Raw genomic sequence first — 22,598 nt, 5'->3', positions numbered from 1 at the left:
CAATAACGACGGTGCCTACGATGGTAGCGATTCACAGAACCGCTCAGCCAGAGGACAATGTCGCAAAAGCCCCACCCCAAGGAGCCCCAGAATGTCCGTTCCAAAAACGATGTTTCAACTCAGCGGTCGCGGTTACGCAGCGGCCACACTGAGCCATGCCACCGTGGTCATCATCGATGCCCAGAAAGAATATCTCAGTGGCCCGCTGGCCCTGAGCGGCATGGACGCGGCCGTCGCAAACATCAAGCAAGTGGTTGCCGCAGCCCGTGCAGCCGGTCGGCCGATCGTGCACGTGCGTCACCTCGGCACCGTCGGCGGCCTGTTCGACCCGCAGGGCGAACGCGGCGAATTCATCCCCGGCCTCGAGCCACAGGGCGATGAAACCATTATCGGCAAACTGCTGCCGAGCGCGTTCCACGGCACCGAGTTGCTGGACCGTTTGCAAAACCTTGGCTCACTGGACCTGATCGTCTGCGGTTTCATGAGCCACTCCAGTGTCAGCACCACCGTACGTGCGGCGAAGAATCTGGGTTTCCGCTGCACTCTGGTCGAAGACGCCTGCGCCACCCGCGACCTGCCATTCAAGGGCCGAGTGCTCAGCGCCGCCGTGGTGCAGGAAGCCGAAATGGCGATCATGGCGGACAATTTCGCCACGCTCGCGTTGACTCAAGACCTGATCTGATCGGCTCTGATGGGCGGCTCGCGGCGCCGCTCATCTGCAAAATCCTCTCATTTGCCGCAAATGCCATAGCCTCAGGAACAACCCGGTCAACTCACGGTCGAAGGGCCGATACCCATTGAGGAAGGTCGGAATGAAGTTATCCGATGGATTTGACGCACGCCGCTTGCGGCCCAAAGGCCAAAGCAACTGGCGTTTTCGATTCGGCGCGGCGATTGCCGCCATTCTGGCGACGTTCGGTGTGCTGCTGGCGATGGCCGGGGCCGCCAGCCTGCTCGGGCGCCCGCCAGCGCTCGGTGATTTGAATGCCACGCCGATGGGTTCGGCGATCATTCTGGCAGTCGGGTTGCTGTTTCTGTATTTCGGTGTCGCCCTGTGGCGTCGTTGCCGGCGTCGCGCCCGGCAATCTCGGGAACTGAACATGTCCCCGCACCTGATGAAAAAACACGACTGAATCACCGGCCTGGCTTTTTGCCGGGCCGTTTTGTTTCGACTTGGGTAAACTGGCCGCCCTTCGCGGAGGCTGACATGCAAGACGACGATTTTTCCCTGTTCAAAAGTGCGATCCAAGGCGTCAAGCCGATCAAGCACGACCGCGCCGACACCGGCAAACCCAAGGCTGACCGCGCACAGATCGCCAAGCTGCGCCAGTCCGCCACCGTGCGCACCGACACCGCTACCGTGGATGGTCTGTCCGACCAGTTCGTGATCGACGTCGGCCCGGAAGACGAGTTGATGTGGTCCCGTGACGGCGTGCAGGAAAGTCAGATGCGCAAGCTCAAGGTCGGCCAGATCCCGTTCGAAGGCAGCCTCGACCTGCACGGCATGAGCGTGGAAAAGGCCCGCGAAACCCTCTGGGCCTTTCTTGCCGAAGCGACTAAATTCGAAATCCGCTGCGTACGCGTCACCCACGGCAAGGCTGTGCGCCTGGACGGCAAGCGGCCGATGATCAAAAGCCACGTCAACACCTGGTTGCGCCAGCATGCCCAAGTGCTGGGTTTCTGCTCGTGTCAGGCGAAACACGGCGGTGCCGGCGCGGTTTACGTGATGCTCAAACGCACCATGATGGAAGGCCGCGACGAATAATCGCGTTACACCGAACTTGCAGGGTTGTGTCCGCCACCGTACCCTTGCCCTTTGCGAAAATCCCCACAGGTAGTTTCATGTCCCTGGAACAGAATTACACCGCGATTCTCGGCCAATTGGGCGAGGACGTGTCCCGCGAGGGCCTGCTCGACACGCCAAAACGTGCCGCCAAAGCCATGCAGTACCTCTGCCGCGGTTATGAACAGACGCTCGAAGAGGTCACCAACGGTGCCCTGTTCAGCTCCGACAACAGCGAAATGGTGCTGGTCAAGGACATCGAGTTGTACTCGTTGTGCGAACACCACCTGCTGCCGTTCATCGGCAAGGCGCATGTTGCGTACATCCCGAGCGGCAAAGTGCTGGGCCTGTCTAAGGTCGCGCGGATCGTCGACATGTACGCCCGTCGCCTGCAGATCCAGGAAAACCTCAGCCGTCAGATCGCCGATGCAGTGATGCAAGTCACCGGCGCGCTGGGCGTAGCCGTGGTGATTGAGGCCAAGCACATGTGCATGATGATGCGCGGTGTCGAGAAGCAGAATTCGTCGATGATCACTTCGGTGATGCTCGGTGAGTTCCGCGAAAACGCAGCGACCCGCAGCGAATTCCTCAGCCTCATCAAGTAATTCGTTGCGCGAAGAAAACCGGCATTCATCGCCGGTTTTTTTTCGTCCGTGAAAAATCGGGTAAGCTGCGCGCCTTTCTCAATTTGCACCGTGAGGCTTTAAACGTGTTCGTCAAAGCGCTTCGTGTCGGCCTCGGCCAACTGGTTATCTTCATCGACTTCATCACCCGCCCGGGCAAGAAACAGCGTCCTGCCGAAACTCAGGCCCAGGTCAACGCCGCCGCGCAAGGCCTGACCCTGTATCAGTTCCATGCCTGCCCGTTCTGCGTGAAAACCCGCCGCACACTGCGTCGCCTGAATGTACCGGTGGCGCTGAAGGATGCGAAGAACAACGAGCAGGATCGTCAGACGCTGCTGGATCAGGGTGGCCGGATCAAGGTGCCTTGCCTGCGCATTGAAGAGAATGGCCAGACAACCTGGATGTATGAGTCCAAGGTGATTATTGATTATCTGGATAAGCGGTTTGCCGCTGTCTGATGATTATGTTGTGGGTTGATTGACGCCTTCGCGAGCAGGCTCGCGAAGGGACCCTCTCAGCCACCGCAAATCCCAGACAAAAATAAACCGGCCCTCGAGCCGGTTTATTGTTTTCAGGCCGCTTTCTCTAGCAGCGCCTGGCGCACCACCGCCGCCAATCGCTTGAGCCCTTCATCCAGTCGCGCCGGATCAATGTGGCTGAAATTCAAGCGCAAATGCCCATGATGGTTATCCGGATCCGGAAAGAACGGCTCCCCCGGCATAAACGCCACGTCATTGGCCAACGCCTCATTGAGCAACGTTCGCGTATCCAGCGGCTGCTTCAACGTCAGCCAGAAAAACAGCCCGCCCTGCGGCATGTTCCAGTCGGCGAGATCAGAAAAGTGCGTTTCCAGCGCCGTTTGGAAGGCATCGCGCCGTTGCCGATAGAAGCCGCGCAACTCACTCAGATGCTGCAGATACTTGTCGCTGCCAATCCATTGCAGGGCCTGCCACTGACCGATGCGGTTGGTATGCAGATCTGCCGATTGCTTGAGTTTGAGCAGATGCGGGAACAGGTCCGGGCTGGCGATCAAGTAACCGACGCGTAAACCGGGCAACAAGGTTTTCGACACGGTGCCGGTGTAGATCCAGCTCGCCTTCTGCAGACGCCCGGCAATCGGCTTGGCGCTGCCGCCATCGAAAGTCAGCTCGCGGTAGGGTTCGTCCTCGATCAGGGTGACGCCGAATTCGTCGAGCAATGCCGCTACGGCTGCACGCTTGGCTTCGCTGTAACGCACGGCGGACGGATTCTGGAACGTCGGGATCAGGTAAATGAACGCTGGCCGGTGCTGTTCGAGACGACTGCGCAATTGCGCCAGATTCGGGCCGTCGGCTTCTTGCGGCACGGTCAGGCAATCGGCGCCGAATAGCTGGAAAATCTGCAATGCGGCGAGATAGGTCGGCGCTTCAAGCAGAATTTCCGTGCCCTTGTCGATGTACAGCTTGGCCGCCAGATCGAGGGTTTGCTGCGAGCCGCTGACCACCAGTACCTGACTTGCGGTGCACTCCAGGCCCAGCGCCCTCGCCTCCGCTGCCAAGGCTTCGCGCAATGCCGGTTCGCCTTCGCTCATGCCGTATTGGCCGAGTGACAGCGGCATGTCAGCCCACTCGACCTTCGGCAGCATCGCTTCGGCCGGCAAGCCGCCAGCGAACGACATGACCTCCGGGCGCTGGGCGGCGGCAAGGATTTCACGGATCAAAGAGCTTTTAAGGCGCGCGACACGTTCGGAAAAGGCCATGGAAGTCACCGGTAGCGAGGCATGGGAATAATGAGTCAAACTGGTTGACTGAAATTACGACAGCTTGAGCGAGTACGTCAATATGCTTGACCTTAAAAACCCCGCGAGCCAACAACAGGCGATGGAAGCGTTTTTCTTCGGCTATCAGGCCTTCACTGCCAAGGCTGATGAAATGCTCGAGCGCCGTGGGCTGTCGCGGGTACATCAGCGAATTGTGTTTTTCATCGCTCGATACCCGAATTTGAGCGTGAAGGAATTGCTGGGATTGCTTGGCGTGAGCAAGCAGGCCTTGAACATGCCGTTGCGACAGTTACAGGAAATGCATCTGGTCGACAGCGTGGCGTCCGAGGCCGACAAGCGAAAGCGTCTGCTGGAGTTGACGGCCGAAGGCGCGAAGTTTGAACAGGCGCTGCGGCGTGAGCAGGTGAAATTGCTGGAGCGAGTGTTTGCCGAGGCTGGCGAGGCGGCGGTGAATGGCTGGCTGGCGGTGAATATGGCGCTGGGGAAAAGTCAGACGGCTCTCGACTGAATGGGACTGCCTCTTCGCGGGCAAGCTCGCACACAGGGGCACGCATTTCAAACGTGGGAGCGAGCCTGCTCGCGAAGGGGCCAGTGCAGGCGATATATCGCTATCGACGGAACTTTCGTAAACAAAACCAAAAACAATATTTGCTTTATTTGTACACAAAAGCATAATCCACAGCGTGCGAGTTCCTGACCGCATGGTCAACAAATTCGCGTATGCCTCAAAGGGCCGCTGCCACCCCTCATGGGTCCGGCCCTGGAAATAACAATAAAACTCTTGAGGAGTACTCGCTGTGGAAAGCCGCAAATCCGAAGCATCGACGCTGGACCTCTCGCCGCCATTACGCAGTGGCTTGCTGGAACGTCTGTTTAAACTCAGCTTGCACGGCACCACGGTGAAGACCGAGCTGATTGCCGGTCTGACAACCTTCATCACCATGGCTTACATCATCTTCGTCAACCCGAACATCATGGCCGATGCCGGGATCGATCACGGTGCAGCCTTCGTCGCCACCTGTATCGCCGCCGCGCTGGGCTGCCTGTTGATGGGCCTGTACGCCAACTGGCCAGTGGGTCTGGCGCCGGGCATGGGCCTCAACGCATTCTTCACTTACACCGTGGTCGGCACCATGGGCTATAACTGGGAAACTGCACTGGGTGCGGTGTTCGTCTCCGGTGTGCTGTTCATGATCCTGACTTTCTCGCGAATTCGCGAGTGGCTGCTGAACAGCATTCCAGTCAGCCTGCGCTTTGCGATGGGTGCCGGTGTCGGCCTGTTCCTTGGTCTGATCGGCTTGAAAACCGCGGGTATCGTCGTCGATAGCCCGGCCACACTGATCAAACTCGGCTCCCTGCGCGAACCTGGCCCACTGCTCGCGGCCATCTGCTTTCTGATGATCGCGATCCTCAGCTACCACCGAGTCTTCGGCGCAATCCTCATCAGCATCATCACCGTGACCCTGGCCGGTTGGGGCCTGGGCATCGTGCACTACGAAGGGATCATGTCGACCCCGCCAAGCCTGGCTCCGACCTTCATGGCCATGAACGTCGCCGGCGTGTTTAACGTCAGCATGATCAGCGTGGTGCTCGCCTTCCTCTTTGTGCACATGTTCGACACCGCCGGCACGCTGATGGGCGTCGCCCAGCGCGCCAATCTGGTGAATGCTGACGGCCGTATCGAAAACCTCTCCCGCGCGATGAAAGCCGACAGTGCATCCAGCGTGTTCGGTGCCGTGGTCGGTGTTCCGCCAGTCACCAGTTACGTAGAAAGTGCCGCTGGCGTAGCCGCTGGTGGTCGGACTGGTCTTACCGCAGTCACCGTAGGTGTGCTATTTATAGCGGCGATGTTCTTCGCACCGCTGGCCGGCATGATTCCCGCTTACGCCACCGCCGGTGCACTGATCTATGTGGCGATGCTGATGATGGGCGGCATGGCCCACATCGAATGGGACGAAGCCACTGACGCGATCCCGGCCATCGTCACCGCGATCATGATGCCACTGACCTTTTCGGTCGCCGACGGCATCGCGCTGGGCTTCATCACCTACGTGGCGTTGAAGGCTGGTACCGGCAAGTACAAGGAAATTTCCGTGAGCCTGTGGGTGCTCTGCGCGATTTTCATCGCCAAGTTCATCTTCTTGTAAGCGTCACGCGGTTCAAGCCTCAACACAGCCTCACCCAATCGGGTGGGGCTTTTGCACATTCTTGAGTACAACAAAAAAAGGAGGAAAGTGATGAGTCTGGAAACCTGGCTGCTGTTAAGCGGCGCTGCATTGGTGGTGATTCTGATTCCAGGGCCACTGTCGTTGTTGATGATCAGCAACAGTCTGAATTATGGGTTGCGCCGTTCTTATCCGGCATTTCTCGGTGGCGTATTCGCCTCTATCTGCCTGCTCAGTGCTTCGGCGTTGGGGCTGGGTGCCTTGTTGCTGGCATCGGAGCAACTGTTCAGTGCCCTGAAAATCGTCGGCGGACTCTATCTGTTCTATCTGGCCTGGCAGAGCTGGCAGCAATCGCGCCAGCCATCGGTCGGCGCCGTCGTGCCACAAGCTGCCGCCGTTCCACGGTTTCGCGCGTTGTTCGGGCGCGCCTTTGTACTGGGCGCCAGCAACCCGAAAGACATCCTGTTCTTCGCCGCTTTCCTGCCGCAATTCCTCAGCGCCGAACAGCCCTTCCTGCCGCAGTTGCTGGTGATGATCGCCACCTGGACCCTGCTGGATCTGCTGTGCAAACTGGCCTACGGACTCGGAGCCCACGGCGCAGCGCGTTACTTGCGCAGTGGCAAAGGACAGAGCTGGTTCAACCGGATCAGTGCCGGCTTGTTCGGAGGCGCCGGCGCGGCATCGTTGCTCAGCAGTCACTGAGACATTTGGATCACAAACTTTTTATTTATCTGTAGCCATCCCTGACTTGAAAAACTCAAGTCAGGGATGGCATTCGCAGCGACCGCTCGTGTTGCTCGCGACATCTCCCCGCCGCAACAACTGCATCCCTCAAGCGCAATACACAGCAACAACCCGTTGATGTACATCGTTCAAAAGGCGACCGTACTATCACGACTCAAATAAATAAAAACCCGCCAGAACAAGGAAGTTCACATGGCCACCCTGATACGTAAAGCGTCATTGGAAACTGCAGAGATCACCGACGCCGTCGTCATCGCCGACATGCGTTTCGAGCGCAATGAACATCATGTTTCGACCATTGATTTCAAACCCGAAACTGATGAAACAACCAGCATCAAAGTAAAAAGCAAAGTCGATCAATTGAAAATAGTCGACTCCGTATTCGGCCCGCTGCAAATCGGCAATATTTCAATAACACGAGTGTCACTTTATGCCTTGGGCGCCACGTTTGACGGCCAACCACTGAGTGGCAAAAGCACCTTTTTCCGGGTACCCAAGCGATCTTTCATCAACGCGTTGCAGTTCAGTGCTGTCGACATTGAACACCATATGAAATCGTCAACAGGCAAGGACAGTTATTTGTTGACGACACTGCTTTTCGAAATGGCCAGCGAACGCCCACTGACGGCCCCTCACCTGATAAGAGAAAGTTCGCAAGTTTCTACAGACGAAGGTAACTACCGTAGCAAATTGGTAAAACTACTGGATTCCGCACAGAAACTGGATCTGTATCACGCAAACCTGCCCAAACATAATCCTCGCTGGGTGTCCCTGGCGAAAAGTTACGCCGCGCTCGGTTCGAGTGTCGGCATCCAAGCTTTCGGCATATTCATGGGTTTACGCGGTGTGGTGGATGCTATCAAAGCAAACAACACCACCGAAGTCGCCATCAACAGCTTGGGTATTGGTACGGAAGTGGGTTCCATTGTTGTTGACATCGCCGTCAGCAAAATTGCGTCGAATATGCTCTCGGCCGGGCAAGGCGCCCTTATGGATTTTGCCAAAACCCGGTTTGCCCTGAGGCTGGGTCGCTCCGGCGGTTTGATCGGCGGCGCACTGACATTGCCGTTCGATATCTTCACCGCTGTCAGATCGATCAATGCCGCTGAAAATGCCGTCGGAAAAGAAGCCATGGACCATTACGTGAGCGCAGGATTGAGTATTACCAGCGCCGCCATGACGATCATCCTCGGTGCGGCAGCGTTGGCAGGCTTTTCATTTGCAGGCCCGGTCGGGCTTGCAGCTGGAGCAATCCTGGCCATCGGATCGCAAATTTATGGCGCGGTACGCGTGGTCGACGACATTGATGACTACATCGAACTGACGCTGGACGAGCGCTGGCGCACAGGCTGGTTTTCGTTCTGCATGATGGACCCTGACCAGGCCGTGCAAAACCGCTATCTGCTGGCAAAAACCAGGCTCCAACACGCGAAACAATTGAAAGAAACAGCCAGAAAACTGTTGGATGGGCAACTAAAGGACACAACCGAAGCCATCGTTAATGGCAAGTTTGAAGTCCACCTCAAACCCTCCCGAGTGCGCAAGCGTAACTGGTGGACCAAACGAGACAGTTGGGAAACGATCCAGGTTCCCGAGATCAAGGGAGGCGATGACATCATTGACGCCCGCAACGGGGTTTCCAAGGATACGCCTGGTGCAGAGTTGGGTACGGTTGGCGAAAACAAGGGCATTCTCTGGTTCATCAGCGAGGGCCAGGACTCAATCAAGGGCGTTGAAAACAAACCCAACAGCTTTCACTACCGATCGGGAAAAAAACAGCTGACCGGGGGTGAGAAAGACGACCGCTTCGTGTTCGAGGGTGCAGGGGATCTGCTTGTACAGGATGCCCAGATTTCTGAGTATTCAACACTGAAAGGCGGCGCAGGCAACGACACGCTTGTTCTGGCTGGAAGCAATTACACACGCCGCACCGATAGAAAAGGCTATGACGTCGATCTGCTGGCCCAAACCCTGCAGGTAATCGCAACCGATCCGTCTGTAGAAGAGGGTGAAAAATATACTCTCCACAGCCTTCTGGAAAGTATCGAGAATGTTGAAACGGTCAGCGGGGCCATCAGTGTTGTGACCGGTTCGGATAAACGCAACATCATTAATTCGCGCGGCCAGGACACCATCAATGCGGGGCCCGGAAATGATCAAATCCATCTGACGTATCCCGGAGCAACAGCCTCGGGTGAGGCTGGCATTGACGAATACATCATTGACCACAAACCAGGCCGTATTGCCATCATCGAAGACGGCACAGAAGAAAGTATTGTTTTGCTCAACTGGAAATACGAACTGATCGAAAGCTGGGCAATCGAGAATGGCGCGCTGATCATCAGTTCCCGGTTCGCATTTGCGGACGACCCGAAAAGTGTCGTGATCATTCAAGGCCTGTATAAGAAAGACGCGAACAACTTCGTATTGCAGAATAATAAATTCACGTTCATGACCGGCGACGGCTACTCGTTAAAACTGCCTGACGCCCCCGACCTGCCCGACAGCATCGAAAATGGCCACAACCTCGAAATCGAAGTAGTCGTTGTAAAAAAAGGAACACCCGAAAGCCCCCTTATCCTCCACGCTCCCGAGTGCCTGATCGATCATCAGCGTGATGCGAGTTACTACCTGCCAAGGTCCAGGAAAAACACAACAATCCGGTTGGTGAAACGTGCCGAAGCGGTGGTTCGTCTGCATCTTGATTACGACATCAGCGAACTGACACAGGTTGAAGCGCACTTCACCTCGGGAGAGAAGAAGTCAAATGGAGAACTTTTTGCGGGATGCGACCTGATTTATCACTTCGGCCACAACACACTGAAATTTGGCTTGTTCGCCTATGCGGAAGGTGGACTTGCCCCCAGAAACATGATCAGGATCTTGCGAACCATGGCCGCACGTCCCAACTACCGGGTCGTGCTCATTTTTAAAGGTGGCGTCACGGTCAATTTGCAACTGACACCGGAAACCGATGTTTGCCCCCTTGAAAGCCATAATCCGAATGATTTTGATACTTGGACGACGCAGCTCTCACTACCACTGCCACGGCGCACAGATCAGACTCCTTTTGAGTTACCTGAAACCAAACCCTTCAAATTCGACAGGGCGGGATGCGGTTCGCTTTTTTCCTATCCCGAGCAAACCTCGATCCAGAATCTTGAAGGTACTGGTTCCACCTACCTGATTCACCTGGTTGCCGATATAGCGATCAGATTGTCTACCCCGGGAGCACTCGCAAACGCCCCTGCCAGACTGCCTTACTCTTCCACCTGGGACCTCGACGCGACGAAACTCGGCAAGGTCGAGATCAGGCTGGAAAATAACCAGCTGCACATCGGCACCTGCATTATTCATTTGCCGGAGTACGAAAGCGAAGACCTGATCGATCAGGTCCGAGTCATTACCGAGAAAGGGGTTGTCCATACCGTCGATCTCTCTTTCGACAGGGTTTACCTGGATGGTCTGGATGCCCGCTTCTTTGAAGACCCCGGCTCGGCAAAAGACTTGCCCGAGGCTTTTGCAGCAATGGCCAATCAAGAGATCAAAGTGAGAAACATCGTGCTCGCCGACAACCGTCCCGAGGCGCTGAGTTACAACTTTCCCGCACACGGCTGGATCCTGCGCAGAGACAAATCTCGCGTTGAATACTCAGCACTGCAAGTGGTCAATCGGTGCAGCCATCAAGAACTCCCCCTCTTTGCACAGCCGCCGTTGATGACTGCTCCCTCTGCTTGACGCGCACACCCCCGTCAAAAACCGATAACCACGTGCGCACTCCGAAGTGCAGTAACCGAACGTGTCCACAGGGATGCGGACGAGTGCGCCTGAAAAATGCGCTGAGGCACGTGCCCGCGCATCATCACTCAACGAGTAACTTCACATGGCCAAACCACCCAAAAAAGTTCCTGTGACAGTGGCAGCAGATACCACTGTTACAACCAGACCTGCACAGTCAGGCTCGGGTACTCGCGTCACTGCAAACCTGCCTGAATCAGCACTGCCTGGCGTCGACTCGACCACGGGACCTCCCGGTATCGCCACCACTCGCCCGCCCGTCGTCATCGTCAGTGATATGCCCGATACCTACCGTGCCGCCCGCAGTGCAATCGCCTGGCCACAGGATCGATTGCACGAGCTGATACCCAGCGGAGAAAACACGGGTCTGTTCACCGGCCCGGATCAACGAACCTACGCGCAAATCGGCAACGAAGGCCGGTTTGTCGTCGAACGGGATCTGCAAGGCAACTATTACGTTCCGCTGACCTTTGCACCCGGTGTTCCCGGCCCGGTACTGACCAGGATTGAAGGCCAGGCCAGCTGGCACATCCAGCGCCCTGGCTGGCAATCAACACAGTCTCGACCCGACACCCCTGCCACGCCACCGTCCCTCACCTACCTTGCGCCCGATGACGCAAAAACGCTGACCAGAGCAGAACTCTCAACGGGGGGACTTCGATACAACAAACTCAAACATACCTTCGTCGATACCGCAGACGGCACAGTCATGGTTCGGAAAAACCTGCAAGGTGAATATCAACTGACCTCGGCAACAAGCAGAGACTTGCCCGATGTATTTTTTCAACAGATTCCCGGAACGGTGCTCTGGCGCCGCAAGCATCCGCACTTGCCAACCCCCGACCATCCCGCTGCAGGCAGGTCGCGGCCAATGGCCGAAGCAGACGAACCGCAACCCGGCCCAAGCAAACGCGCGCGGGTCAACGTCCCCGAACAACCACTAGCACCAATAACCTTCGATGCCAGCGCTCCAGCCGAGCAAACACCGTTTTTCTGGCTACCCTGGGGCCATCTGAACAAACCAGCGCAGGTGGAGTCGGTGCAGCTCGGCTGGTTTCATTATCCGGTGGTGCCGAAGGGTTCCACCCCTCACCCCAAAGTCTACTTTGTGCAACATCCTGACTTTGTGCCAACACACTTCGATGCGTTTGAACAAATGCTCCGTACGGCGCCCTCGATGCAGCCTGTTGCAACATTTCGCATCGGTAACGATCCGGGAGAAATACACCCTGGAAAACGTTTCTTCGATGAACCGATCTCGCAGTCGGTAGCCAAGACATTCCCTGATTTCTCTGATGACACGGCACGGGCCGTCGCCAGAAGGCTGTTCGAACTCGCGGACAACACACCGATGATTACCGGCACCGGGCTGGTCAACATTCAGGCAGTCCTGCATCAGTGGAAACAACGGCCATTTCCCACCGCACCTGCGTATGCCGACCCGCTGAACATGCTAGCAGTGGCACCTTCCACCGATTTCCGCGGTAAAAAACTCATCCGTATGCCCTCCCAGGTCGACGGCGAACTGCAACGACTCAGCTTCGATCCCAAGCATTTTCCCGTCGAATGGAACCACTACAAAACCTACCCGACCGACCTGAACCTCAGACGCCTGCTTGGCGCCCTGTTGGTTCGCAGCGGCTATGACATATTTCCCCTGACATACGAACACCGCATGCCAACGCTGGTATTCAGGCGCGGAACCAGTGAGCGGATTTATTTTATGAAACTGGGTGTGGTGGATCATGTCGGCCTGTCCCACACCCCGGGCAATGAACTGGCAGAACCCAGCCTGCCGGCCAGGATAGGCAACGAGGCGTTTCACGCCCTGGCCACCGCGACCATGGAAAACAAAGTGGTCTGGCTCATCGGGGGCGTATTGAAGGTTGAGTCGATTCCGGATTCGGTGTTCGTGCTCAGGGAGCGCTGAGATCCCGCTACGACTCGCACCGGCCCTGCCGGCGCGAGTCGGCATGACTTTCGAACGCCTCGAAACACCCTGCAGCACTTGCCCTCATCGCCATACATATATACCGCACGCCGTGGCGAGTTTTTGCCGAACATCACGCCTTTGAAGCCAATGGGTCGGGCAAACACGATGCCGCGCAATTGCACATCGAATCCGCTTCCCGAATATCCGGCCGCATCACTGATCAGCGATTCATCGGAGCAAGTCCATGGCAAAACCACCCAGGAAAATTCCTCGCACGGCGTCACCGGAGGCGTCTAGCCGAGCAACCAATCCTTTACCTGTTCCAGTTGCAGCACTTCCCGGTGAACCGGGTCATTCCACTCCGCACACCGAAGCCACTTCATCACACGCGTTGCCAGAAGCACCCGCCGACCGCCCCAGCGTCATCGTCGGTCGTCCGTTCACCCGGCATCGCCAATTGAGCGAAGCGCGAACCTCTGATTGGGTGAGGCAGCAATCCATCGAAACCGGACCGTCTGCGCTGGCCGGTGCTTCCAGCAGCGAAAGACCAGCGCATCCGGTCTATATCGACCCCGAATCGGCAACCCAACTGAAGCTGCAACCAGGCACTGAAGAAGGGTTTCGCTACGACAAACGCAAGAAATCCTACGTCGAAATGGTCGGCGGCATGGTCATGGTGAGCAAAACTGCGGAAGGCTGGCGACAGACACATGCCGGGGAATCAACCCCGACGGGACAAAGAGTGGAACAGATTGCGGGGACAACACTCTGGCGTGAAATCGACACGCCGCAGCAAGGCGACCCAGCCGTAATCAATCCACTGTCCACCGAAGCGACCGATGCCATACCCGACCAGAGCAAGCGCCAACGCCTGGACGAACAGAGCCATGTTGCAACCGGTACCAGCACGCTGGTCGAACATCTGTTAGCCCAGCCGGGCGTCGCCCTGGATCTTTCCGCCGGTCAGTGGAGAAACTGGGGGAAGTCCACAAAACCCGATTCAGGCGAGTCGATAGAGATCGACGGGCAACACTTTCGGATCGTCATGCAAGGTGTCAGTGCCGATACCGAACTGGTCTATTTGCAACACCCGGGATTTGCACCGGACCGCTATGACGCGTTCGAAAACATGCTGCGTCATGAGCCTTCGCGCCAACCGAAATGGGCACTGAAACGCGAAGGCCAATGGAAGGTTCTGGACAACGCTCCACCGTTCGAAATGTCCGCCACCCAATATGTTTCCGCCGCCTACAACTATCTGTCCGAGCAGGCGACCAGCAACCTCGCGCGGGCGGTATTCGATCGGCTTTCACTGCCTCAGGGCATCAACGCCCATGGACTTTCGGTGATGGCGCTGACCTTCCGCCACTGGCTGGACAGGGTGAATCACGAACCCCCGCTACACGGACTGGCGGACCCTTTGATAATGCTGCCAAAACTGCCGACATCGCCCGGCCATCTGGCAGGCGGCCGCTTGCTCACACTGCCTGCGCACAACTCAGCCGTATTACAGCGCCTGGATTTCGACCCACAACGGTTTCCTCAAGAGTGGGCCCCCTATGCAGCAGCGCCGACGCCAGGAAACCTGCGCGGATTGATGGCGACCATCCTGCAACACAACGGCTACAGCATTAATCCGACCACGCGCCGACTCAGTGAAGGTGCATTGATTTTTTACCGCCCGGGCGTTGCCGCTCTATTCGTGTTGAAGCTGCCACCCATCGCTGGCAATCAGGTTACTCGCACCACACCCGCAGGTACCGAACTCATCGACCCCGCCTATCTGACGAGGCTCAGCGTGTCGCAAAAACAGGCGCTTGAGGTGCAGTTGGCTCACACCGAAGTCATCCATCTGGTGGGGGGTATACAACCCATATCCGCTGATTACCCGACGCTGTTCATTGTGAGAGAGGCCTGAGCCGCTGCTGAACGCCTGAACGGTGCGTCCGCAAGTCCGGACACCTGCACACCCACAATCCAAATCAAGAGATTCAGTTAATGGTCAAACCACCAAAGCGTGTGGCCGGTGTTATTGCGCCTGACACACGTCCAAATGCCGCTGGCATTGTCCCCAGAATCCCCGGCGAAAACACGCAACCCTCTGCAGACCTGCCGAGCAATTCCGTGCGTCAACCGCCGGTGCGGGTCCACGAGGCATCCGCCGTCTACCCCGTGTCGGTAGCGGCCGCTCTGCGCTCCATCAGCTGGCCTGCCGATCAAGTGCACCTGCTACAAAGGCTGGATCCCGACAGCGGATTGTTCACCAGTCCGGAGGGAAAGCTGTACGCCCATGTTGAAAATGCAGGGCATCTGCTGGTCGAAATACATCACGATGGCCGCTACCAGATTCCCTTCAACTTCACTCCGCATCTGGCGGGTCCTTTCCTGATCAAAACCGAGCGCCAGCCAGTCTGGACCTTCGAACGACCCAGTTGGCTGGCGCACAACCCAGACAATGACGGGCCAGTTGCAGCCGCTGAGCGTATCCCCGGGGAACAGCCGATCTACCTCGCCCCCGATGCCGCCGCCCTGCTCTCCCCCCGCCTGCAAACACCGGACGGCGTTCGCTACGACAAGCACCGAAAAACCTATATCGATACCGCAGAAGGAACCGTCATGGTGCGTAAAAACGCCAACGGTCACTATCAGCAGACCTCCGCGACGGCGCGCAAAGTATCCGCTCTATTGTTCGAACAGATTCCCGGGACGCGACTGTGGCGCCGCAAGACCGGGCTAACCGATTTGGCTACACAACGCCCGCATCAGGAAGAGGGGACAGACGCCACCCGGGCGCTGACCGAAAGCCTGCTCTCGGACAACCCCGACGCGATCAACTTGAGTTTCGGTTTATGGCGAAACTGGGGACACAGTGTCCGACCAGCATTGGGCCAGCATATCGAGATCGACGGGCAGTATTACCGGGTGATGCAACAAGACCTGAATACCAACCCGCGACTGGTTTACCTGCAGCATCCGTTGTTCTCACCCGCCCTGTATGACGCTTTCGAATACATGCTGCGGGACAACCCGTCGCTGCAGCCTAAGTGGGCGGTTAAACAAAACCACCAATGGACGGTCCTCGACAGTGTCGTGCCCTTCGAGATGCCGATCACCCGGTACATCGCCAGAACCTTCAAATACTTGTCGGATCAATCCGTCAATTCACTCGCCCGGGCCATGTTCAATCAGGCGAACCGATCGGAAATCATCATTGCCCCCGGTCTGGCGCTGATGAACCAAGTGTTTCGTTACTGGGCCAACAGGGATCGGCGCAGAGCACCGAATCGAGAGCTGGCCGACCCGCTCCTCATGTTGCGCCCTCTGTCCGGACCGGAACCAACCCTGGCGATTCCTGCCTCGCTGGGTGAAGGCCTGATGCGCCTGGATTTTGATCCCGGGCGCTTCTCTCGCCACTGGAACGAGTACGCCACGACGCCCACTGCGGCCAATCTGCGAAGGCTGTTCAGGCAGATTCTGGAGGATGACGGTTACGTGGTGAGCAACCCGACAAACACGCTTGCGGAAAACGAATTGTTGTTTCACCGCGAGAAAATCGATCACGTGTTCGTACTGAAACTGCCACCTCTTAACGACGGGCGCCTGCAGCGATTTCGGCCTGAGCCTTTTGAGAACAATGAAGTCGTGCTGCAAACATCCAGCAGCGAATCAAAGCCTTTGTCGACTTACCGCACAGAAAAAAAGATCAGCTACCTGCTCGGCGGCACCCAAACAGATGTTCTGGGGCAGACAACGCTGTTCATTTTCAAAGACCAATGACCGCACAGGACAGTCAACCAAAAAACATGAACAGCTAAGAGACACTTCAATGACCAAATCCACAAAGACTACAGTCCGCCCTGCTTCGCCCGACACCTCCGCGATCAACAGATCTACCGCTGGCAATGGCAGCCTCAAAAACACCCAGGGTTCTGACATTTTTGCGCCAGGTACGAAGCAACCGCCCGACACTTCCACTCCCAATACGTCTGGCAGTGAAATGGCAGGCGCCCCACGCGTGGTGGTGAGTTACATAACGGATCCGCTGCTCACCGAAACCAATGCCAGACTGGCCGAGATATCCCTGCCGGTATTACAAACCGCTCTTCTACAGCCGCACATGTCCGTCGACGGGTTATTCGTGACCCCGGGCGGCCAGATTTACGCGCACCTGGAAGACGGCCGGCATTACCGGGTTGAACTCAACACCGCCGGTCACTACCAGATTCCCTGGCCCGCGGCCCCGGGCGTGACACCACCCATTCTGAAAAAAATCCACGGCCAGTCACGTTGGCGCATCGAGGCACAGTGGTACGCGGCTCACTCCAGACAGAGGAGTCTGTCTGCGCAGCAACGGACTGCCGAACCACTACAAGCGATCATCCTCGTCGACCCGCACCTGGCGACCCTTCTGCCTGCCGCGCGGGAGTCCCTGGACGGTATTCGCAAAGGGCCGCGTGGGAAAACCTATGTCGATATCGCCGAAGGAACCGTTCTGGTTCGCAGGAACGAACAAGGCGAATACAAACTGGCTTCAGCAACAACGATCAATGTGCCGGATATAGCGTTCGAGCAGATTCCCGGGCAATTCGTCTGGCGCCGTAAATTGCAGACGACTACAGATACACAACAAGCTCCAAAAGCAGGCAGTTCCCGTGCCCTCCCCCGGTCGGAAAGGCCCGGCCCGAGCCCAAGTAAACGCCCTCGACTGCCAGAAGACAGTGATCCTCTCAATCCCTTCGTACTCATGGGCATCAGTGAATTATGGAAAGGCTGGGGAACCACGACGAAACCGTCAGCCGGCGACTCCATCGAAATCGGCGGCAAGCACTTTGCGATACTTGACCAGCCGAGCCACGCCATTGACGCCTTTGCCTTCATCAAGCCGCCACAGTTTTCTGCTACTCGTTTCGATGCTTTCGAACAGTTGCTGCTGACCAATCCTGAGTTGCAACCCAGGGCGGCGGTGAAGTGGGAGGGCAATACGGGGCATGGCAATCCGGCATGGAGAATCGTGGAGAGTCGGCCATTTGAAAAAACCCTGACGCAATATGTCAGCGATCAGTTCCCCTACCTTTCCGATCACTCTGCAAGTAAAGCCGCACGGGAGATGTTCAATCGAGCCAGTCACTCCGAGAAAATAACAGGGTCCGGGATCAGTGCATTGTTCGAGACTTTCAAGTACTGGGAAAATCGCTCTATTTTCACGGGCGATAACAGAGTCGCTCGTCAAGACTTGAGCGACCCGCTGATGCTCCTCTCGCCGCTTGCGACTGACGTAAATGGCTACATGCGTATGCCGCTACCTTCCGCTGAAGGTCTGCGAAGAATCGACTTCAACCCGAAATTGTTCTCCGGCTCGCAACACCAAAGGGGTCGCCGAACAACGCGAACACTGTTCAAAGATCTTCTTAGCGCACACGGCTACTACATTGCCCATGATTTCGGCGCCAACCAGGGGAATGCCTTATTGATCAAGCGAACGGGGGTTGATCCTGTTTTCATCCTGTTCATGGACAGGATTCAAAACAATACTGTTTTTCTCCCTGATCCAGTTGCCTGGCTCAAGAAAAGAGTCTTTGTCGACAACATGGACGTGCAGGTCAAAGACGAGTTGATGGTGCATTTGCACACCAACAGAATCATTTTTTTGCTGGGCACCAACGAGCCTCTCCCCACTCACGAACATAACCTTATTGTCACCCGACACAGCTGAATGAGCTCCGGAGTTCTCTGCAGCACAGGCGGGCAGATTACTCAGGCATAAAAAAGCCCGCAGTGTGAGCGGGCGAAAGACCAAAGAAGCTATATGCGCAGTCGCTTCCCGGCGGGGGGCAGCTGCTTGGGGGTCAACTGCCCCGGTACGTGGAATAGCTGTAAGGCGAAATCAGCAATGGCACGTGGTAGTGATCCTGTTCGGCAGAGATGCCGAAGCGCAGTACAACCACGTCCAGAAATGCCGGCTCCGGCAACTGAACGCCGCGGGCGCGGTAGTAATCGCCAGCGTGGAACTGAACCTGATAAACCCCGGTACGATAATCATCGCCTTGCAGCAGCGGCGCATCGACCCGGCCATCGCTGTTGGTTATCGCACTGGCGACCAATTCCAGGTGCGAACCTTCAACGCGGTACAGCTCGACCTTGATCGAACTGCCCGGGCAACCGTGTGCAGCGTCCAAAACGTGTGTTGTCAAACGTCCCATTGATTCTGCGCGCCTGCCTGCGTGGAAGCAGTCAGACCTCGCGCCTCCCGAAGTCAGATAAAAAGGAGACCGCACCGATTCGGAGCACGAAAAGCTGCGGCGAGCGACTGATTAAGACACTTTTCAAAAAAATTGTACACAATAAAAACGACATTTTTCACACCACCCCCGCCAATCGGGGGTTTCCCCGCGTTCTGCCAGCAACACGCCTATACATTGCACCTTCTATCCATTAACTGACTGGTCAGGCAGGTTTCTTGCAGGCTCACGCCAATACCAGTAAAAGATGACAGTCGGCGAAAAATGCGAAAATTCAGGCTTACAAATTGCGAATAAAGTTGTATACAATCAGCCCATCGCTGTGACGCCAGCCTGCCAGGCCGCCACACCCATCTGTCAACGAATAAGAAGGAAGACTGCAGTGAGCGCTGACTACCCACGCGACCTGATCGGTTACGGCAGTAACCCTCCTCACCCACACTGGCCGGGCAATGCCCGCATCGCTCTGTCGTTCGTACTCAATTACGAAGAAGGCGGCGAGCGCAACATTCTGCACGGCGATAAAGAGTCCGAAGCCTTCCTCTCCGAGATGGTGGCCGCTCAGCCGCTGCAAGGCGCGCGTAACATGAGCATGGAATCGCTTTACGAGTATGGCAGCCGCGCCGGGGTCTGGCGGATTCTGAAACTGTTCAAGGAATTCGACATTCCGTTGACCATCTTCGCCGTGGCCATGGCCGCCCAGCGCCACCCGGACGTGATCCGCGCAATGGTCGATGCCGGCCACGAGATCTGCAGCCATGGCTACCGCTGGATCGACTATCAGTACATGGACGAAGCGCAGGAGCGCGAGCACATGCTCGAAGCGATCCGCGTCCTCACCGAAATCACCGGCGAGCGCCCACTGGGCTGGTACACCGGCCGCACTGGCCCGAATACCCGTCGCCTGGTCATGGAAGAAGGTGGTTTCCTCTACGACTGCGACACCTACGACGATGACCTGCCGTATTGGGAACCGAACAACCCGACCGGCAAGCCGCATCTGGTGATCCCGTACACCCTCGACACCAACGACATGCGCTTCACCCAGGTGCAAGGTTTCAACAAGGGTGACGACTTCTTCGAATACCTCAAAGACGCGTTCGACGTGCTTTACGCCGAAGGTGCCGAAGCGCCGAAGATGCTCTCGATCGGTCTGCACTGCCGCCTGATCGGTCGTCCGGGTCGCCTCGCTTCGCTCAAACGCTTTATCGAATACGCCAAAAGTCATGAACAGGTGTGGTTCAGCCGTCGCGTCGACATCGCGCGTCACTGGCACGAAACTCACCCGTACCAAGAGGCCGCGAAATGAGCCGCTTTCAAACCCTGCAACCGTCGACCCTGAGCCGCGACGCTTTCGTCAACGCCTTCGCCGACATCTACGAACATTCGCCATGGGTGGCCGAGAAGGCCTACGACCTGGGCGCAGATGCCTCGATCGACGAGATCGAAACCCTGCACCAGCGCATGAGCGACATCCTGTTGAGCGCCGATCATGCCAGTCAACTGGCCCTGATCAACGCTCACCCGGACCTGGCCGGCAAAGCCGCCGTCCAGGGCCAACTGACCGAAGCCAGCACCAATGAACAGGCTGGCGCCGGTATTCACCAATGCACGGCCGAAGAGTTCCAGCGCTTCACCGAGCTGAACGACGCCTACAAAGCCAAGTTCAAGTTTCCCTTCATCATGGCGGTAAAAGGCAGCAACCGGCATCAGATCCTCGCGGCGTTCGAAACGCGCATTCACAACTCGGTCGATACCGAATTCAAATGCGCGCTGGCGGAGATCAACAAGATCGCCCTGTTCCGTTTACTGACTCTTTAGCAAGCCTGACCCGAGTACATCAAACGCGGAGAGTACCCAGGGTCCTGCAAGCATCCCCAGCCACTTTTTTAAAGGCAGACAAGAAGAATGAAAGCTTACGCCGTACCTTTCGAAAAATTCGTCAACCTGGCCGATGCCCGTCTGGGCACCAAAATCATTTCGGTCACCGATGACTGGTTCGCAGACGCCAATCGTCTGTTCCAACCGACCCCGGCCGTATGGAAGGAGGGCGTGTTCGATGACAACGGCAAGTGGATGGACGGCTGGGAATCACGCCGCAAGCGCTTCGAAGGCTTCGACAGCGCCGTAATTCGTCTGGGCGTACCGGGCTCGATCAAAGGCGTGGACATCGATACTTCATTCTTCACCGGCAACTTCCCGCCATCGGCCTCTCTGGAAGCGTGCTTCCTGGCGTCGGGCGAGCCTGATGAAAACACCCAGTGGACTGAAGTGCTGTCGGCCGTCGAGCTGCAGGGCAACAGCCATCACTACCACGAAATCAGCAACGACCAAGCTTTCAGCCACCTGCGCTTCAACATCTACCCGGACGGCGGTGTTGCCCGTCTGCGCGTGTACGGCATTCCGTTCCGCGATTGGTCGGCGGTTGGCGACAACGAGCAAGTCGACTTGGCTGCGGCCCTGAATGGTGGCCGCGCCCTCGCCTGCTCCGACGAACACTTCGGCCGCATGAGCAACATCCTCAACCCGGGCCGTGGCATCAACATGGGCGACGGCTGGGAAACTGCACGTCGTCGCACGCCAGGCAATGACTGGGTCATCGTCGCGCTGGGTCACCCGGGCGAGATCGAGAAGATCGTCGTCGACACCCTGCACTTCAAAGGCAACTACCCGGACACTTGCTCGATCCAGGGCGCGTTCGTGAAAGGCGGTACTGACAGCCAGATCGAAACCCAGTCGCTGTTCTGGCGTGAACTGCTGCCAAGCCAGAAACTGGAAATGCACGCCGAACACACCTTCGTCGAGCAGATCAAGGCGCTGGGCCCGATCACCCACATCCGCCTGAACGTGTTCCCGGATGGTGGTGTGAGCCGCCTGCGCGTTCTCGGCAAGGTCGCTAAATAACAACGCAATGATCGTTCCCACGCTCTGCGTGGGAATGCATCACTGGACGCTCTGCGTCCACTCAGGATGTGACGCGGAGCGTCACGGGCTGCATTCCCACGCGGAGCGTGGGAACGATCACTCAACGAAAAGAAGAACAGCATGCGCACACTAACGATTGAACCGCTGAGCAAAGAAGCCTTCGCCCCTTTCGGTGACGTGATCGAAACCGACGGCAGCGATCATTTCATGATCAACAACGGTTCGACCATGCGCTTCCATAAACTGGCGACGGTCGAAACCGCTCAGCCTGAGGACAACGCGATCATCAGCATCTTCCGCGCCGACGCGCAGGACATGCCGCTGACCGTTTGCATGCTGGAACGCCATCCGCTGGGCAGCCAGGCTTTCATTCCGCTGCTCGGCAACCCCTTTCTGATCGTGGTCGCGCCAGTTGGCGATGAACCTGTATCAGGCTTGGTCCGCGCCTTCGTCACCAACGGCAGGCAGGGCATTAATTACCATCGCGGCGTTTGGCACCATCCGGTGCTGACGATCGAAAAGCGGGATGACTTCCTGGTGGTTGATCGCAGTGGCACAGGCAATAACTGCGATGAGCATTTTTTCAAAGAGGATGAGCGTTTGATCCTCGCCCCCCACCAATAAGAGAA

General features: G+C 57.1%; 19 protein-coding genes. 17 read left to right on the top strand and 2 right to left on the bottom strand.

Annotation, left to right across the window (positions count from 1 at the left end):
• Positions 1–91: 91 nt before the first annotated feature.
• The 5 genes from LOY43_RS08855 (at position 92) to LOY43_RS08835 (ending at position 2,864) form a co-directional block, all read left to right on the top strand.
• Positions 92–682 (top strand): cysteine hydrolase family protein, encoded by a 591-nt coding sequence (locus LOY43_RS08855; protein WP_007914026.1) that lies wholly within the window; start codon positions 92–94, stop codon positions 680–682.
• Between the two features lie 130 nt (positions 683–812).
• Positions 813–1,133 (top strand): hypothetical protein, encoded by a 321-nt coding sequence (locus tag LOY43_RS08850; RefSeq protein ID WP_007914024.1) that lies wholly within the window; start codon positions 813–815, stop codon positions 1,131–1,133.
• A 74-nt stretch (positions 1,134–1,207) separates the two neighbouring features.
• On the top strand, positions 1,208–1,765 hold the full coding sequence (locus LOY43_RS08845; protein WP_038366959.1) for a Smr/MutS family protein: 558 nt from the start codon (positions 1,208–1,210) through the stop codon (positions 1,763–1,765).
• 77 nt (positions 1,766–1,842) lie between these two features.
• A complete protein-coding gene (folE, locus tag LOY43_RS08840) occupies positions 1,843–2,388 on the top strand; it encodes a GTP cyclohydrolase I FolE (RefSeq protein ID WP_003442011.1) in 546 nt (181 codons plus the stop codon).
• A gap of 104 nt (positions 2,389–2,492) precedes the next feature.
• Positions 2,493–2,864 (top strand): glutathione S-transferase N-terminal domain-containing protein, encoded by a 372-nt coding sequence (locus tag LOY43_RS08835; protein ID WP_093441696.1) that lies wholly within the window; start codon positions 2,493–2,495, stop codon positions 2,862–2,864.
• A gap of 113 nt (positions 2,865–2,977) precedes the next feature.
• On the opposite strand, the gene LOY43_RS08830 is transcribed toward LOY43_RS08835, so the two are convergent.
• Positions 2,978–4,144 carry a PLP-dependent aminotransferase family protein gene (locus tag LOY43_RS08830; RefSeq protein WP_095050920.1) on the bottom strand — a complete coding sequence of 389 codons (1,167 nt, stop codon included), beginning with the start codon at positions 4,142–4,144 and terminating at the stop codon, positions 2,978–2,980.
• A gap of 82 nt (positions 4,145–4,226) precedes the next feature.
• Between LOY43_RS08830 and LOY43_RS08825 the strand changes: the two genes are divergently transcribed.
• The 8 genes from LOY43_RS08825 (at position 4,227) to LOY43_RS08790 (ending at position 18,518) form a co-directional block, all read left to right on the top strand.
• A complete protein-coding gene (locus LOY43_RS08825; protein ID WP_093441687.1) occupies positions 4,227–4,673 on the top strand; it encodes a MarR family winged helix-turn-helix transcriptional regulator in 447 nt (148 codons plus the stop codon).
• Positions 4,674–4,962: 289 nt separating this feature from the next.
• Positions 4,963–6,312 (top strand): NCS2 family permease, encoded by a 1,350-nt coding sequence (locus LOY43_RS08820; RefSeq protein WP_007914003.1) that lies wholly within the window; start codon positions 4,963–4,965, stop codon positions 6,310–6,312.
• 90 nt (positions 6,313–6,402) lie between these two features.
• Complete coding sequence (locus LOY43_RS08815; RefSeq protein WP_258709478.1) at positions 6,403–7,032, top strand: LysE family translocator; 630 nt, start codon at positions 6,403–6,405, stop codon at positions 7,030–7,032.
• A 234-nt stretch (positions 7,033–7,266) separates the two neighbouring features.
• Positions 7,267–10,812, top strand: coding sequence for a calcium-binding protein (locus tag LOY43_RS08810; RefSeq protein WP_258709477.1), 3,546 nt, complete (start codon positions 7,267–7,269; stop codon positions 10,810–10,812).
• Positions 10,813–10,957: 145 nt separating this feature from the next.
• Positions 10,958–12,802, top strand: a complete 1,845-nt coding sequence (locus tag LOY43_RS08805) for a hypothetical protein (protein WP_258709476.1) — start codon at positions 10,958–10,960, stop codon at positions 12,800–12,802.
• Between the two features lie 247 nt (positions 12,803–13,049).
• A complete protein-coding gene (locus tag LOY43_RS08800) occupies positions 13,050–14,723 on the top strand; it encodes a hypothetical protein (protein WP_258709475.1) in 1,674 nt (557 codons plus the stop codon).
• Between the two features lie 80 nt (positions 14,724–14,803).
• Positions 14,804–16,582 carry a hypothetical protein gene (locus LOY43_RS08795; RefSeq protein WP_095050916.1) on the top strand — a complete coding sequence of 593 codons (1,779 nt, stop codon included), beginning with the start codon at positions 14,804–14,806 and terminating at the stop codon, positions 16,580–16,582.
• Between the two features lie 49 nt (positions 16,583–16,631).
• The gene (locus tag LOY43_RS08790; protein WP_258709474.1) at positions 16,632–18,518 is read left to right on the top strand and encodes a hypothetical protein; all 1,887 of its coding nucleotides are present in this window, start codon (positions 16,632–16,634) and stop codon (positions 18,516–18,518) included.
• Positions 18,519–18,651: 133 nt separating this feature from the next.
• On the opposite strand, the gene uraH is transcribed toward LOY43_RS08790, so the two are convergent.
• Positions 18,652–19,005, bottom strand: a complete 354-nt coding sequence (uraH, locus tag LOY43_RS08785; protein WP_003223171.1) for a hydroxyisourate hydrolase — start codon at positions 19,003–19,005, stop codon at positions 18,652–18,654.
• A gap of 421 nt (positions 19,006–19,426) precedes the next feature.
• On the opposite strand from uraH, the gene puuE reads away from it, so the two are divergent.
• From puuE to LOY43_RS08765, 4 genes are all read left to right on the top strand, one after another.
• Positions 19,427–20,353, top strand: a complete 927-nt coding sequence (gene puuE / locus LOY43_RS08780) for an allantoinase PuuE (RefSeq protein ID WP_093441662.1) — start codon at positions 19,427–19,429, stop codon at positions 20,351–20,353.
• Positions 20,350–20,865, top strand: a complete 516-nt coding sequence (gene uraD, locus LOY43_RS08775) for a 2-oxo-4-hydroxy-4-carboxy-5-ureidoimidazoline decarboxylase (protein ID WP_047292945.1) — start codon at positions 20,350–20,352, stop codon at positions 20,863–20,865. The genes puuE and uraD overlap by 4 nt, the downstream gene beginning before the upstream one ends.
• Positions 20,866–20,952: 87 nt before the next feature.
• Complete coding sequence (gene alc / locus LOY43_RS08770) at positions 20,953–21,948, top strand: allantoicase (RefSeq protein ID WP_007913974.1); 996 nt, start codon at positions 20,953–20,955, stop codon at positions 21,946–21,948.
• A gap of 141 nt (positions 21,949–22,089) precedes the next feature.
• Positions 22,090–22,593 (top strand): ureidoglycolate lyase, encoded by a 504-nt coding sequence (locus tag LOY43_RS08765; protein ID WP_034151759.1) that lies wholly within the window; start codon positions 22,090–22,092, stop codon positions 22,591–22,593.
• The last annotated feature ends 5 nt before the right edge of the window (positions 22,594–22,598 follow it).

The organism is Pseudomonas sp. B21-041 (assembly GCF_024748675.1).
Taxonomy (GTDB): Bacteria; Pseudomonadota; Gammaproteobacteria; order Pseudomonadales; family Pseudomonadaceae; genus Aquipseudomonas; species Aquipseudomonas neuropathica.
Note: the sequence above shows the minus strand (reverse complement) of the source record. Positions and strands in the feature narration are given on the sequence as shown.

What these genes read in the sequence shown, in the direction of transcription:
- LOY43_RS08855 (WP_007914026.1), top strand. Translation starts at nt 92, where the DNA reads ATGTCCGTTCCAAAAACGATGTTTCAACTCAGCGGTCGCGGTTACGCA.
- LOY43_RS08850 (WP_007914024.1), top strand. Translation starts at nt 813, where the DNA reads ATGAAGTTATCCGATGGATTTGACGCACGCCGCTTGCGGCCCAAAGGC.
- LOY43_RS08845 (WP_038366959.1), top strand. Translation starts at nt 1,208, where the DNA reads ATGCAAGACGACGATTTTTCCCTGTTCAAAAGTGCGATCCAAGGCGTC.
- folE (WP_003442011.1), top strand. Translation starts at nt 1,843, where the DNA reads ATGTCCCTGGAACAGAATTACACCGCGATTCTCGGCCAATTGGGCGAG.
- LOY43_RS08830 (WP_095050920.1), bottom strand. Translation starts at nt 4,144, where the DNA reads ATGGCCTTTTCCGAACGTGTCGCGCGCCTTAAAAGCTCTTTGATCCGT.
- LOY43_RS08825 (WP_093441687.1), top strand. Translation starts at nt 4,227, where the DNA reads ATGCTTGACCTTAAAAACCCCGCGAGCCAACAACAGGCGATGGAAGCG.
- LOY43_RS08815 (WP_258709478.1), top strand. Translation starts at nt 6,403, where the DNA reads ATGAGTCTGGAAACCTGGCTGCTGTTAAGCGGCGCTGCATTGGTGGTG.
- LOY43_RS08810 (WP_258709477.1), top strand. Translation starts at nt 7,267, where the DNA reads ATGGCCACCCTGATACGTAAAGCGTCATTGGAAACTGCAGAGATCACC.
- LOY43_RS08805 (WP_258709476.1), top strand. Translation starts at nt 10,958, where the DNA reads ATGGCCAAACCACCCAAAAAAGTTCCTGTGACAGTGGCAGCAGATACC.
- LOY43_RS08800 (WP_258709475.1), top strand. Translation starts at nt 13,050, where the DNA reads ATGGCAAAACCACCCAGGAAAATTCCTCGCACGGCGTCACCGGAGGCG.
- LOY43_RS08795 (WP_095050916.1), top strand. Translation starts at nt 14,804, where the DNA reads ATGGTCAAACCACCAAAGCGTGTGGCCGGTGTTATTGCGCCTGACACA.
- LOY43_RS08790 (WP_258709474.1), top strand. Translation starts at nt 16,632, where the DNA reads ATGACCAAATCCACAAAGACTACAGTCCGCCCTGCTTCGCCCGACACC.
- uraH (WP_003223171.1), bottom strand. Translation starts at nt 19,005, where the DNA reads ATGGGACGTTTGACAACACACGTTTTGGACGCTGCACACGGTTGCCCG.
- uraD (WP_047292945.1), top strand. Translation starts at nt 20,350, where the DNA reads ATGAGCCGCTTTCAAACCCTGCAACCGTCGACCCTGAGCCGCGACGCT.
- alc (WP_007913974.1), top strand. Translation starts at nt 20,953, where the DNA reads ATGAAAGCTTACGCCGTACCTTTCGAAAAATTCGTCAACCTGGCCGAT.
- LOY43_RS08765 (WP_034151759.1), top strand. Translation starts at nt 22,090, where the DNA reads ATGCGCACACTAACGATTGAACCGCTGAGCAAAGAAGCCTTCGCCCCT.